The following is a 14,302-nucleotide window of genomic DNA, read 5'->3' as shown; positions in this document are numbered from 1 at the left end:
GGTTACTGGCCATGTGTCACTCATGTTTGTGGCCTGCCTCTTTAAAATGGGTCACATACTGTGCGTATTGCGGTACGCAATGGAATGAGAAGAACAGCAAGCATTCGGAGAGGATCTCATTTTGCCGACACTAAATTTATACGGTGATAGCTTACACGGGGAATGGACGCTGACATCGCCGCAGCACCCTCAGATTCACACGCGTTGCTCGTTGCCGGGCGATATCCACAGCGCCTTGTTAGAGGCGAATTTGATCCCCGATCCCTATTTTGCCTGTAATGAACAGCAGGTGCAGTGGGTAGGGGAAAGTGAATGGCATCTGTCTCGTACCTTTACCTTATCTGCGCACGAATTGTCGGCCAGTCGGCTGCTGCTGGGTCTTACCTTTGTCGATACCATGGCGACGGTATGGGTCAATGGGCAGGAAGTGTTGCAGTGCCACAATATGTTCTGGCGTTTTGAGGCAGATATTTTGCCGTGGGTCGTGGCAGGGGAAAACCAAATCCAAATTCGGTTGTTGCGTAATGACGTGGAAGCTGTGGATCGGGCGTCGCGCCTGCCTTTCCCTATCCCTTGGGCGCAGGGGAATAATCAGATTCCGCACATGAATTTGCTGCGTAAAACCCAATGTCATGCCGGTTGGGATTGGGGGATCTGCTTATTGGTCAGTGGCGTATATGGCGAGATCTCGCTAGAACCGGTATTTGCCGTTCAGCCGTTGCAAGTGCGTACCGAACAAGAGTGGCGAGCTGATGGCAGTTGCCGCTTGCACGTAGATTGTACCTATCAGGTGGATAAAGAGAATGTGCCGTTAGTTGCGCAAGTAACCTTGCTCTCACCGACATTCTCAGCTCAGGGAAGCAGACAAGAAAACTCGCAGCATCAGGTAGAGCAGATTCATCTTGAGTTACCGCCACAGCCTTGCGGCGAAGGGCGTTTTCGCCATCGCATTGATATTGCACATCCCCAGCGTTGGTGGCCGGCAGGCTACGGCCCACAGCCACTGTATACGCTTCAGGTAACTTTTATTGATGTTAGCGCACCAGATACTGACGCACCGATTACTGCGCGCAAAAAGTTGATTGAAAAGCGTATTGGCTTACGCCAGTTGGAGCTGATAACGGAAGACGATGCAATTGGCAGCAGTATGCTGTTTCGGGTCAATGGCCAAGCAATCACCGCCAAGGGCGCTAATTGGATCCCGCTAGATGCACTTCCGTCGCGTCACACGCCAGAGCGTTATCGGCGCTTACTTGAAGATGCGGTGGCCGCAAATATGAATATGCTGCGCGTGTGGGGCGGCGGCATGTATGAGCAGGATATCTTCTACGATCTGTGCGATGAGCTGGGTTTACTGGTGTGGCAAGATTTGATGTTTTCCTGCGCGCTGTATCCTTCAATCCCTGAATTCTTGCTCGATGTTGAGCATGAAGTGCGTTATCAGGTGCAGCGTTTAGCCGACCATCCATCACTGGCGTTATGGTGTGGGGATAACGAGGTGATAGGCGCGATTGGTTGGTATCCAGAATCCCGTGAACAGCGCGTTAAATACACGGTGAATTACGATCGCCTGAATCGTCTGTTGGCCGAAGTTGTTGAGCAGGAAGACCCGTCGCGCCGCTTCTGGGCCAGCTCGCCGTGTAATGGAGAGTTAGATTTTGGTGATGCGTGGCATGATGACAACCGTGGCGATATGCATTTTTGGGATGTGTGGCACTCCGGTAAATCCTTTGATGCTTACCACAGCGTGAAACCGCGTTTTTGCTCCGAGTTCGGTTTTCAGTCATGGCCATCGTTGCCCACCGTGAAATCCTTTGCCGAGCCGGATGAGTGGAATATCACTTCGCCAACATTTGAACAGCATCAGAAAAACGGGCGGGGCAATAGCATTATCACGGAGATGATTACGCGCTATTTTCGCTTTCCGATCAGCTTTGAACAGCAGTTGTACTTAAGTCAGGTACAACAGGCGCTGGCTATTAAAACGGCAGCGGAATACTGGCGCGCTTATAAAAACCACTGTCGCGGCATTTTGTTCTGGCAGCTCAATGATTGCTGGCCGGTGAGTTCGTGGTCGAGCATTGAGTATTCAGGCCGCTGGAAATTGCTGCATCACCATGCGCGTCATTTCTTTGCGCCGTTAATGGCGACGTTTATTCATGAACCTTTTGCTCATGAACCTAATGCGCAAGGCCAGCCGATGTTAACGTTGCATCTGGTTAATGAACGGCATGTCACGCAATCGCTGCATGGGGAAGTATTGCAGATCAGCTGGCAGGGGGATGTGTTACAGCGTTGGCCGCTAACATGTACCGCTGCGCCAGATAGCTCTGCACCAATTTGGCAAATTCCGCTGCCCGAGCGTAATCCGAGTAACGCCTCCGGTAGTGCGAATGCGTCAGAAAGCGAGGCGCGACGGGGCTTTTATCATGTTGTTCTACATCCTGCGTCACCAAACCATCAGCCTAACGAACGTTTTGAAAACAGCTTCTATCCCGATGTGTTTAAGCGTTTACCGTTGAAACCGGCGCAGATTGAGTACCGCATTGGCGAAGATGAGCAAGGTAGCTATATCGAGTTGTGGAGTCAGCATCCGGCGCTGTTTGTGCATATCGAATATAGCGGCGAAGGGCGTTTTGAGGATGCAGGGTTTACCTTACTGCCTGAGGCTATTGGAGGGCGTCGTCGTTTACGTTTTATCGGCGCTGCGAGTTGTGCGGAATTGGCCGCAGGCGTGACGGTTTACGATTTGCGTTCGACTTACTGAGTACTGATGTATACGAACATGATTTATACGCATTTACTCTGTATTGATTACTGCATTCTGAATCGCCACTAATAAACCAGACCTTTCATAGGCTAAGCGCAGAAGTGCTTAGCTCGAAAGAAGGGATACAAGGGATACTAAGAGGGAAGCGCGGCCTGCTCACACAGGCCGCTTTTTTATGTCTGTCTTTTGTTGCCGTAGCTCCCTTTGGATGATCGCTATTGGCTAACTCCGCACTTTCCGCACTTGGTGAGATAGGTGTTATCCCTGCACTTGATTGAATTATCACTGCTCATAAAACAATCTATCGATAAAACAAACACCTAAACAGCAGAATAATTTATTCTTAATTAAACTGCCGTTTAAAACAGATTAAGCGCTTAGCTAATTTTCACCATGCTGAGTAACTATGCCGAATAACTATGCCGAATAACTATGCCGTTCAGCTATGCAGAGTAAAAGGTTGCATCAAAATTGATAGCTGGCCGAAAGTTTGAGATTACGCCCAGGCTCCAATGTGCCGTATTCTGGTGCGCCCCAGTAGAAACCAAAGGCGGTCGGTTCGGCATAGGCGGCATCAAACAGGTTATCAATACCCGCCATGAGTTTCAGGCCGTTAATCTGTTGCGGTTCATAACTTGTCCACAAATTGACTACGGTGAAGCCTTTGCGCTCAACGCGGAAGGTGTCTACGCTACCTTGCTTGTTGCGTTCATGCTGGGTGTAGGCGTTATTGGGGGTAAAGCGCATGTCAGTACCAACAACCACTCTTTCGGTTAGGGTATAGGCGCCACCCAGCTTCACGCTGTGATAATGGGTTTGTGGCAATACTGCTTTCATGCCTTGATGATCGGTGAGTGTGCCGCTGCTGTAGCTGTAATTGGCATACAGGTCGACACGCCCAAATCCGGCATTTGCATTTAACTCGCCGCCCCATACTTCGGCATCGCCTTGGCTGACCAGTGCAGTGTTTTTGGTCGGGTGTAGGTAGTTATCCAGCGTATAGCGATACAAGGTAAAACCGCTGGTGGCATAATCAGCTTGGGTCAGCGCAGTAAGATCGTAATCCGCACCAGCTTCGATGTTGTAGCCTGTTTGCGCTTTGACATCTTTAGGTTTGACCATGTTATCGCTGATCATAAAGGTTTCCGGTAAACCGGGACCTTTAAAAATCCGGCCATAACCGGTTCGCACCGACAGATTATCGGTCAGACGATAGCTAGTTTTGAGTTTTGGCGACCATTGGTGGAAATCGCCTTCATACAAACCGCCCATTGTAATCTGGTCGTAACGCAATCCCGGCGTCAGCGTTAGTCGGCCTAGCGTCATTTTATCTTCCGCATACACGCCGTAACTGGTCATTAAACCACGACCTTTGACATCCTCCTGTACCACTTTGCCGTTTTGCGCCCCGCCAATATAGCGGGTGACGCCATCGGCTTTTTTGGTTTGCTCAGTACGATAGGTTTCTACGCCATAAGTCAGCTGATGCTCACCAAAGAGACCGGTCAGACGATTGCGGTTTCGCAGATCGGCGCCTGTGGTAGTGTTGTAATAGCTACGGTTTGGCGCATGCTTTTCTGAGCCTTTCTCTTGAGTAATTTCGGCTTCGCGATCAATGCCTTGCTTGGTTTGATACACATTTAACGTCATGTCTAACGGCGAGCCGGTTGGCGCAACGCGCAGTTCAGAGCTGTAGGTATCGCGCGTCATGCCGGAATAGCTATAACGACCATCGTCACTGATACCGGCTTTTTCACCGGCTAGCTGCCGATTACCGCCATCTTCGTAGTGCTGGGCATTGAGCTTCAGCGTGCTGTGCGGCGCCAGCTCGAACACCGCTTTGGCCATGCCAGATTTCAACTTACCTTGTTTGGACTCAATATCCGTACCATCGCCCAAACGCATGGTGCCATCATCATCGCGATGTCCGTACACCAATAACTGCGCGCTATCGCCAACCTTACTGAAGAGGGCGGCACTGCCACTGTTACGGTGATACGCATCTTGATAGCCACCTTTAACAAACGCGCCGACTTGCTCACCTTCGCGCAGCAAATCTGAAGGATCGCGGGTTTCATAGCGGAAGCTGCCGGTGACGGTGCCACCGCTATCGAGTGCTGAGTTAGGGCCAAACTCGATAACGGCACGTTTGAGCAATTCAGGGTCGATGGTTTGATCGCCTGAGTGGTGGAAGATCTGACCTTCCTGACGTGCGCCATCAATCGTGACCAGCGCAAACTTGTCTTCCAAGCCGCGGATCCACACTTTGCGGCCATAGCGTTTACCACCATCCACGGTAACGCTCGGTAGGGTGTTGAGCACATCCTTGATGTCACTGGCTTGGCGGTTACTCAATTGTTCGGCATCAATTTGCTGCTGTACATGTACGTCAATCGCTTCACCGGTGACCACGATGGTTTCGCTGGTGGATGCTAACGCGGCATGGCTGTGGGATACCATGAGTGGGGAACTCAATAGCGCCGCTACAGCAATAGCCAGTGGTTTGATTGCAAAAGGTGAAAAGTCCACGTTGTTTTGTGTTGTTGGCATGGATGCCATTGTTATTGTCATAATTAATTACGGTCGTTATCTGAAAAGAGGGTGCATCTCAACAGGCGTTAATATCCCCGTTGATGGTGCGGCTCAGTCGACCTTACTCACCAAAATCAAGTTGCCAAAAGTGATGCTAATGCGCTCTTAATTGAAAGGCTTGATGCGAGACATTGATGACAATGGTGTAAACCACTAATTCATCACCATCTCAGCAGCACAAGATTTCAATTTGGCGATTAGTCTATTTTGTGTTGCAAATGATACCTATTATCATTTGTGTGGCAAGTGATAATTGCAGCTAAGTTGTTATTTTTAAATGATATTTATCGACGCTGAATCTAAGGCGTGAGAAACCCTTCCGCGTCTTTTAAAACGCAGAATGGAAACGATAAATAGCGAGGGAAAAACGTAAACCCTCGTAGGGCGCGAGGAGTGCAACCCTACGAGTTAACCCATCTAAATAACCATCTAAACCAGCATCATCTCGGGATTACGCTCAGAAAGAGGTGTTAAAAGATGAGCTGAGGTATCGATTCGCGGCAAATGCCGACTCACCGGAACAATCATTGGCGTACCGTAAGCCGGATCGGGAATCACATCGGCATGCAGATTAAAGACCTGCTGCAATAAGTCGGCGGACATAATCTCACTGGGCTTGCCTTGCGCACACACACCACCGTTATGCACGGCAATCAGTTGATCGGCATAGCGACAGGCTAAATTCAAATCATGCAGCACCATCACAATGGTTTTGCCGTGCTCACGGTTCAGCATCACCAACAAATCCAGCAATTCGACCTGATGGTTAAGATCGAGATAGGTGGTCGGCTCATCAAGCAGCAGGATGTCTGCATCTTGCGCGAGCGTCATGGCTATCCATACCCGCTGGCGTTGTCCGCCTGACAAACTTTGTACCGGTTGATGCATCAGCTCATGTGTGTGAGTGAGCGTCAGGGCCCATTCTACTTTTTCTTGATCGTGTGCTGACCACTGGCTAAACCAACGTTGATGCGGATAACGGCCTTGTTTGACTAACTGCAGCACCGTCATTTCTTCAGGCGCGACGGGGCATTGCGGCAATATGGCTAGCTCGCGTGCGACATCGGCCGCTTTCCATTGTGTAAGAGGTCGACCATCTAAAGTAACCTGTCCCTCTATAGGGGGAAGTAAGCGCGCCAGTGATTTGAGTAACGTTGATTTACCACACCCGTTCGCACCGATAAATACGGTGATCGCACCATCAGGAATCTCCAACGATAAATCATGGATAATGCTGCGTGGGGTAGACGTGCGAGAGGCCTGTGGATAGGCCAATGTCAGGTTGTGGGTTTGTAAGCGGCTCATAGTTATCACCGGCGTAAAAGAAGATAGAGAAAATACGGAGCGCCTAACATGGCGGTAAACACACCTGCAGGAATATCCAGCGGGATCATGATGGTGCGGCCTACGGTATCGGCAATAAGCAGTAATAAGCTTCCTGTCAGCGCAGCGCACACCAACAGAAAACCTAATTGATTACCTACCCAGCGCCGCGCAATATGCGGAGCCATCAATGCGATAAAGCCAATTCCACCGACAAACCCCACCGCTAACGCTGACAGCGCAGCGGATAACATCAATCCAGCCCACTGCCAGCGCGATAACGCGCAGCCTAAGCTGGTGGCCGTATCCTCGCCCAATAATTGCACGGTTAAGTGCCGCAGAAGGCCTATCAGGAGTGGAACCAATAGCACTAATGCCCCAGCCAATAACCACACCTGATCAAAGCGGGCACCATGTACTGAGCCGGTCATCCACACGGTGCTTTTGCCCAGCAGCCATGTCGGCGCGTACATCACTAATAAGCTGCGTGATGCATCGAGCAACGTGGCACAGCCAATACCGGCCAAGATCATCTGTCCTGGTTTTAAGCGCAGCAAACGGCTTAAGCCCAGCAATGTTAGCATCATCAGCGCCGCGCCAGTAAAGGCAATAAGCGGAAGCCACACGATAGGGATTTGCTGCTGCGCGAACAAGAAAAACAGCACCACGGCGGTTGCCGCGCCACTGTTGATACCCAAAATGTCAGGGGAGGCTAAGGGATTGCGGATAATGCTTTGTACCAGCACACCAGACATGCCCAGCGCCGCCCCTGCACAGAGAGCTAACAGGATCCGCGGCAGACGAAACTGCCCGACAATGAGTTGTGTTGCGCCATCGGCATCACCCCGCATCCATTGCCATAACGCTTGCGGCGTAAGCCACTGATTGCCAGCACTGATCGCCATGAGGGTCATGATTGTCAGCAAAACGGCAAGCATCGCGACCACGTGGAGTGGATGACGTGGGATCAGCATACTCACTTGACGATGGCGTACGTGCAGGTAGCGATGGCGGTAAGGAGCCATAGAATCAGACATCATATTCTCTCTTTACAGCACATTTACAGAACCGTGCCGCGACGACGGCAAGCCAGATAGATGAAGAACGGCGCGCCCAAGACCGCCATCGCTAACCCTACGGGCACTTCAGACGGGAAGAATAAAAATCGTGCGCTAATATCTGCGGCAGTGAGTAATGATGCGCCTGTCAAAGCGGCTGCCGGTAGCAACCAGCGATAATCAATGCCCAACAAGGCGCGGCACACATGCGGCACAATCAGGCCAATAAAGCCAACCGGACCGGCCATCGCTACGGCGCTGCCGGTAAGCAGTACCACCGCAATCAGCGCACCTAAACGTAAACGACCAAGATTGATGCCCAATCCTTGTGCGGTCTCTTCGCCTAGCGCCAATGTATTTAAACTACGGCTCAGCCCTAGTGCGACTAAGGCTCCGGCCAAGGCAAATGGCAGCAAAGGTAAGGCATGGGCTAATTTGCGACCTTCAATATTGCCGGTCAGCCACAGCATCAGTTCACTCTGCGCGGCCTCATTGAGCACTAACAAACCCGACGACCATGACGACAGCAGCGCACTCAGCGCAATACCGGCCAATGTCAGCCCCAATGGGCCTGATACGGTAGCGCTAGCACCGGCCAATAAGAAAATCAGCGCCGCACTACCAAGGCTGCCGAGAAAGGAAAACCACATTATCTGCTCAGGTGCGCTGATGCCAAACAGGGTATAGGCCACCACAATGCAAAAACCGGCGCCGGCGGTAATACCTAGCACACCCGGTGACGCCAATCCATTTCGGGTAATACCTTGGGTGAGTACGCCAGCCATACCTAAACACGCGCCCACCGCAGCGGCAATCGCTGCCCGCGGTAAGCGCAGGTCACGGACCACGCTCAGGAGATTTTGCATTTGTGGATCGGTAACCGCATCGTCTGACCACAACTTTTGCAGCAATGACCATAAAGGCACGTCGGACAATGCGGTATAGCCAAATCGTAGGCTGGCAACAAACAGCATACCCAGCAACGCGGTCAGCACGAGCAGCAGAACACTTCTATTCCGCAAACTGTTAGGCAGTGATCTATAAAACTGCGAAGCTGGATTCGCGTCGCGCGTAGAGGTGATGGGCTGGCTAGACATCAGCGCTTATCCCTTATTCTGGCTATCACTGCGGTTATTGTTGATATCGTTATCAGATCCGTTCGGTAGTAAGGCGGCGCGCAAATCTTGCAGAACATAATCGGCGGCTAAAATGCCGTAAGACTTGTTCCACGTTTCGTGGTTTACCTTATGAACGGCGTTATTTTTTACTACCGGTAATTGCTGCCACAGCGGCTCGGCCAGCCAACTTTGTTCGGCGGCACTCGCTTTCCCATTACCGGTTTCCATCACGAAGTAGAACAGCTGATCGGCATTCACTTCTGGAATGCGCTCACGCGTCAAACCTTCCGCGAAGCCTTCTTTATCATGCAATGGTGGGCGCGCAAGTCCTACGCGGCGGATAATGTCAGTGGCAAACGAATCATTGTAGTAATAACGCGCCCCTGAACTTTGGAAGCGCACCACGGCAATCTGTTGCTGCAATTTACCGGCAGCGTCTAAATCGGCTTTCAATTGTTGAGCATTGGCATCCCAGGCAGCGAGCAGGGCGGTAGCGGCTTCTTTTTGACTCGCACCGTCAGCATAAGTCAGCAAGTTTTCACGCCATGCGCCCATAAAGGTTTCACTGAACACGGTAGGGGCTACGGCGGATAACTGATCGTAGATTTTCTCCTGACGCTGCTTGATCCCCAAAATCAAATCCGGCTTCAGCGCGGCAATGGCTTCCAAATTCACTTGTTCTTCATCGCCTAAATCCACGGTACCCGCATTTTGCAGCGTTTGACCAAAGTGGGAATACCAGACGCCATTATCCTGACCGGCCACCGTCATCGAACGCACAGCACCCACAGGCGTAATCCCCATCGCCAGCATCGCTTCAGTCGCTTCGTTGGTGAGCGTTACAACCCGCTCAGGATGCGTGCGTACCTCGGTAACTCCCATCGCATGTTGCACGCTGCGGGTCTGTTTATCATTGGTTGCCGAGTCAGCGCGGGTCGCTAGTGCTGAATGGGTTTGTGAGGTTGAGTCGGGTGTGGCGTTATCGCACCCAGCGAGAATAAATACGGAAACTGCACCTGCAAGGAGTAGAGAATGTCGCATAACACCATCCCAGTAAGAGTTATAAAGCCAACAATTCAAAATGAAGCGAATGAAATAAAGCGAATCGTAATGTTCAATTGCTGCGAATGATATTTACTATCATTATCAAATGCAACCAGAGGCACGCGTTAAAGCAAAAGAAGGGGGGATGAGAAGCACAAAGACACAAAAACGAGAGGGATTAAGAACAAGAAAAAGAACGAGAAAAGCCAAACAACCCAGCGGCATAAACGCACCGAGCCGCTAAGTCTGTGATAAAATTCACGACAATTATGGCCGCTATGCATTTTTCCTCGCACAGTCGCGGCCTTCAGAATGAATACGAAGAGCATAATGAACGGAAACCAGAAAGTACCATCGCCTTTTTCCGCCTTGCTGCCAAAGCTCAACGGCTTGACCCTGCGGGATCGCCGACGTTTGCTGCGCCGTATTGAAGGTGCGAAGAAAGTAAAAAATCCCCAGGCTCAAGAAGCCATCGCGCAGGAATTGGCGGTAGAGATTCAGAGCGCCCAAGCGCGTGTCGATGCCCGTCGCGCGGCCGTACCAAGTATCAACTACCCAGAAATCCTGCCGGTTAGTCAGAAAAAAGACGAGATCCGACGCGCTATCGAACAGCATCAAGTTGTGATTGTGGCGGGGGAAACCGGCTCGGGTAAAACAACGCAGTTGCCGAAGATCTGTCTTGAGCTCGGGCGCGGGATAAACGGCCTGATTGGCCATACTCAGCCACGTCGTCTGGCCGCACGCTCTGTGGCCAACCGGATTGCCGAAGAGCTGCAAGTTCCGATGGGCGGTGTCGTCGGTTATAAAGTGCGATTTAACGATCAAGTTAGCGATACCACGCTGGTCAAACTGATGACCGACGGTATTTTGCTGGCCGAGATTCAAAACGATCGCATGCTGTCGCAATACGACACCATCATTATCGATGAAGCGCACGAACGCAGTCTGAATATCGACTTTATCCTCGGCTATCTGCGTGAGCTGCTGCCAAAGCGCCCAGACCTGAAAGTCATCATTACCTCGGCAACTATCGATCCGGAGCGTTTCTCGCGTCACTTTAATAATGCGCCGATTATCGAAGTTTCCGGACGAACCTATCCGGTGGAAGTGCGTTATCGTCCGCTGGTGAGCGAAGAGGACAACGATCCGGATCGCGATCAGCTACAAGCGATTTTCGATGCCGTCGATGAGCTCTACCAAGAAGGGCGCGGCGACATCCTGATTTTCATGAACGGCGAACGTGAAATTCGCGATACCGCCGATGCACTGGAAAAACGTCAGCTGCCGCATACCGAAGTGTTGCCGCTGTATGCGCGTCTTTCTGCTGCCGAGCAAAATCGCGTGTTCCAACCTGCGGTAGGGCGTCGGATTGTACTGGCGACCAACGTGGCGGAAACCTCTCTGACCGTACCGGGGATCAAATATGTCATTGACCCGGGTACGGCGCGAATATCCCGCTATAGCTATCGCACCAAAGTACAGCGACTGCCTATTGAGCCGATTTCTCAAGCCTCCGCCAATCAACGTAAAGGGCGTTGCGGACGGGTTTCCGATGGTATCTGTATTCGTCTGTACTCCGAGCAGGATTTTATGTCCCGTCCGGAGTTTACCGATCCAGAGATCCTGCGAACCAACTTAGCCTCTGTTATTTTGCAGATGACATCGCTGGGTCTAGGCGATATCGCAGCATTCCCATTTGTCGAAGCGCCAGATAAGCGCAATATCCAAGACGGCGTGCGTCTGCTGGAAGAGCTCGGCGCGCTCAATCCTGAACAAAATGATCCGAAAAAACGTCTGACCGCGATGGGGCGTAAACTGGCTCAGCTGCCGGTCGACCCACGTTTGGCGCGGATGGTATTGGAAGCGCCGAAACACGGTTGTGTGCGTGAAGTCATGATCATCACCGCCGCGCTATCGATTCAAGATCCGCGTGAGCGTCCATTGGAGAAACAACAAGCCTCCGATGAGAAACACCGTCGCTTCCAAGATAAAGATTCCGATTTCATGACTTTCGTGAATCTGTGGAATTATCTGCGCGAGCAACAAAAAGAACTCTCGAGTAATGCCTTCCGTCGTCAGTGTAAGAGTGATTTCCTCAATTACCTGCGCATTCGTGAATGGCAAGATATCTATACCCAATTGCGCCAAGTGGTGCGTGAGCAGGGTATGGCGATTAATGATGAGCCTGCCGATTTCCGCTCGGTTCATCTGGCTTTGCTGTCTGGCATGTTGTCCCATATCGGGATTAAAGATTTGGAGAAGAACGAATTTCAGGGCGCGCGAAATGCCCGTTTCGCTATCTTCCCAGGCTCAGGTCTTTTCAAGAAGCAACCGAAATGGACCATGGTGGCCGAGCTGGTGGAAACCTCCCGTTTGTGGGGACGCATTGCCGCGCGTATTGAGCCTGATTGGATCGAGCCGCTTGCCCAGCATTTGGTGAAACGCAGTTATAGCGAGCCGCATTGGGAGAAAACCCAGAACGCCGTGATGGCGAGCGAAAAAGTCACGCTGTACGGCATTCCGATTGTTGCCGATCGCAAAGTCAATTACGGTGCGATTGATCCGGTGATGTCGCGTGAGCTGTTTATCCGCTCAGCGCTGGTGGAAGGGGAATGGAATACTCGCCATAAGTTCTTCCGTGAAAACCGTAAGCTGTTAGCGGAAGTTGAAGAGCTGGAGCATAAATCCCGTCGCCGCGATATTTTGGTTGATGACGAAACGCTGTTTGCGTTCTATGACCAACGTCTGCCGCATGACATCGTTTCCGGTCGTCATTTCGATAGCTGGTGGAAGAAATCCGAGCGATCGCAGCCTGATCTGCTGAATTTTGAAAAATCGATGCTGATCAAAGAGGGATCGAACAAAGTCAGCGAGCTGGATTACCCGAATTTCTGGCATCAAGGCAACTTCAAGCTAAAGCTGTCGTATCAGTTTGAACCAGGCCAAGAAGCGGATGGGGTGACGGTACATATTCCTCTGCCGGTGCTTAACCAGATTGAAAATATTGGTTTTGATTGGCAAATTCCGGGGCTACGCGAAGAGCTGATTGTGGCATTGATTAAATCACTGCCTAAACCGGTGCGTCGTAACTTTGTGCCGGCGCCGAACTATGCGCAAGCGTTCTTAGGCCGCGCTGAAGCTTTGCAAGGCAATTTGCTGGATGCCTTGGAGCGCGAATTCCGCCGCATGTCAGGCGTGACAGTGTCACGTGAAGAGTGGAATCTGTCGCAAGTACCTGACCACCTGAAAATCACATTCCGCGTGGTTAACGAGCACGGTAAGAAACTGTCGGAAAGCAAAGATCTTGATGAGCTTAAATATGGGCTTAAAGAGAAAGTGCAGGAGACCTTATCGGCCGTGGCCGACGATGGTATCGAGCAACGCGATCTGCATGTTTGGAGTTTTGGCGATTTGCCGCAGTGCTATGAGCAAAAACGTGGTGGCTACGCCGTTAAAGCTTATCCTGCGCTGGTGGATGAAAAAGATTCGGTCAGTATCCGCTTGTTTGAAACGGAGCATGATCAGCAAAAAGCCATGTTGCAGGGGACGCGCCGTCTATTGCTGCTGAATGTGCCGTCACCGATTAAATATCTGCATGAAAAATTACCGAATAAAGCCAAATTAGGGCTGTATTTCAACCCATTCGGTAAAGTGTTGGATCTGATTGATGACTGCATTGATGCCGGTATTGATAAGTTAACTGCAGAGTTTGGTGGTCCAGCGTGGGAAAGCGAGCGCTTCGAAGCACTGCGGGAGCATGTGCGCGCCAACTTGAATGAAACCGTGGTTGAGATCGCCAAGCAAGTCGAACAAATCCTGACTACATCGCATAACATCAACAAGCGCTTGAAAGGGAAGGTCGACTTCACCATGGCCTTTGCACTGTCTGATGTGAAAGCGCAAATGGGCGGTTTGATTTATCGTGGTTTTGTCAGTGACACCGGCTGGCAGCGTTTAGCAGATCTGCAGCGTTATCTGAATGCCATCGAACGCCGCTTGGAGAAGTTACCTACCGATCCGAATCGCGATCGCGCACAGATGCTGAAAGTGGAAAGCGTGCAGCAGGAATACCAACAGTTGTTGGCGAAAATTCCGAAAGGGCAGCCAATTCCAGACAAAGTACAAGCAATTCGCTGGATGTTGGAAGAGTTGCGCGTGAGCTTCTTTGCTCAGCAACTGGGTACGCCATATCCGGTTTCGGATAAACGTGTGCGCATGGCCATTGATGAAGCACTACAAGGCTAACTTGCTCATTACTTGCTAATTGTTACTACGAACCTCTTGTTACTTTGAGGTCGTGTGTAAGAGATAAAATTAAGGTCACCACAAGATTAAGCACATACTCAGTGTTTATCCTGTGGTGACCTTTTTACATTCTTACCGCGCTTTCAATACGC

At 51.1% G+C, this 14,302-nt stretch carries 8 protein-coding genes; 3 read left to right on the top strand and 5 right to left on the bottom strand.

The window, feature by feature from the left end; translation table 11 throughout:
- Window positions 1-121: 121 nt before the first annotated feature.
- Window positions 122-2,767 (top strand): glycoside hydrolase family 2 protein, encoded by a 2,646-nt coding sequence (locus L975_RS10625; RefSeq protein ID WP_047708572.1) that lies wholly within the window; start codon window positions 122-124, stop codon window positions 2,765-2,767.
- Window positions 2,768-3,235: 468 nt separating this feature from the next.
- On the opposite strand, the gene L975_RS10620 is transcribed toward L975_RS10625, so the two are convergent.
- Window positions 3,236-5,230 (bottom strand): TonB-dependent receptor domain-containing protein, encoded by a 1,995-nt coding sequence (locus L975_RS10620; RefSeq protein WP_052181413.1) that lies wholly within the window; start codon window positions 5,228-5,230, stop codon window positions 3,236-3,238.
- On the opposite strand from L975_RS10620, the gene L975_RS18350 reads away from it, so the two are divergent.
- A complete protein-coding gene (locus L975_RS18350) occupies window positions 5,229-5,471 on the top strand; it encodes a hypothetical protein (protein ID WP_052181412.1) in 243 nt (80 codons plus the stop codon). The genes L975_RS10620 and L975_RS18350 overlap by 2 nt on opposite strands.
- A 320-nt stretch (window positions 5,472-5,791) precedes the next feature.
- Here L975_RS18350 and L975_RS10615 read toward each other — a convergent pair whose 3' ends face one another.
- From L975_RS10615 to L975_RS10600, 4 genes are all read right to left on the bottom strand, one after another.
- On the bottom strand, window positions 5,792-6,667 hold the full coding sequence (locus L975_RS10615; RefSeq protein WP_052181411.1) for an ABC transporter ATP-binding protein: 876 nt from the start codon (window positions 6,665-6,667) through the stop codon (window positions 5,792-5,794).
- A 5-nt stretch (window positions 6,668-6,672) separates the two neighbouring features.
- Window positions 6,673-7,725: an iron ABC transporter permease gene (locus tag L975_RS10610; protein ID WP_052181410.1), complete on the bottom strand. Its 1,053-nt coding sequence runs from the start codon at window positions 7,723-7,725 to the stop codon at window positions 6,673-6,675.
- Between the two features lie 20 nt (window positions 7,726-7,745).
- On the bottom strand, window positions 7,746-8,738 hold the full coding sequence (locus tag L975_RS10605) for an iron ABC transporter permease (protein WP_218185593.1): 993 nt from the start codon (window positions 8,736-8,738) through the stop codon (window positions 7,746-7,748).
- Between the two features lie 108 nt (window positions 8,739-8,846).
- The gene (locus L975_RS10600; RefSeq protein WP_081995669.1) at window positions 8,847-9,902 is read right to left on the bottom strand and encodes an ABC transporter substrate-binding protein; all 1,056 of its coding nucleotides are present in this window, start codon (window positions 9,900-9,902) and stop codon (window positions 8,847-8,849) included.
- A 333-nt stretch (window positions 9,903-10,235) separates the two neighbouring features.
- On the opposite strand from L975_RS10600, the gene hrpA reads away from it, so the two are divergent.
- Window positions 10,236-14,150, top strand: a complete 3,915-nt coding sequence (gene hrpA / locus L975_RS10595; protein ID WP_047708570.1) for an ATP-dependent RNA helicase HrpA — start codon at window positions 10,236-10,238, stop codon at window positions 14,148-14,150.
- Window positions 14,151-14,302 lie beyond the last annotated feature (152 nt).

It is taken from the genome of Plesiomonas sp. ZOR0011 (assembly GCF_000800945.1).
In the GTDB taxonomy this organism is placed as follows: Bacteria; Pseudomonadota; Gammaproteobacteria; order Enterobacterales; family CAMTGL01; genus Plesiomonas; species Plesiomonas shigelloides.
Note: the sequence above shows the minus strand (reverse complement) of the source record. Positions and strands in the feature narration are given on the sequence as shown.

Coding starts and splice junctions, on each gene's coding strand:
- L975_RS10620 (WP_052181413.1), bottom strand. CDS start 5,230: ATGGTATCCCACAGCCATGCCGCGTTAGCATCCACCAGCGAAACCATC.
- L975_RS10615 (WP_052181411.1), bottom strand. CDS start 6,667: ATGAGCCGCTTACAAACCCACAACCTGACATTGGCCTATCCACAGGCC.
- hrpA (WP_047708570.1), top strand. CDS start 10,236: ATGAACGGAAACCAGAAAGTACCATCGCCTTTTTCCGCCTTGCTGCCA.
- L975_RS18350 (WP_052181412.1), top strand. CDS start 5,229: ATGAGTGGGGAACTCAATAGCGCCGCTACAGCAATAGCCAGTGGTTTG.
- L975_RS10600 (WP_081995669.1), bottom strand. CDS start 9,902: ATGCGACATTCTCTACTCCTTGCAGGTGCAGTTTCCGTATTTATTCTC.
- L975_RS10610 (WP_052181410.1), bottom strand. CDS start 7,725: ATGATGTCTGATTCTATGGCTCCTTACCGCCATCGCTACCTGCACGTA.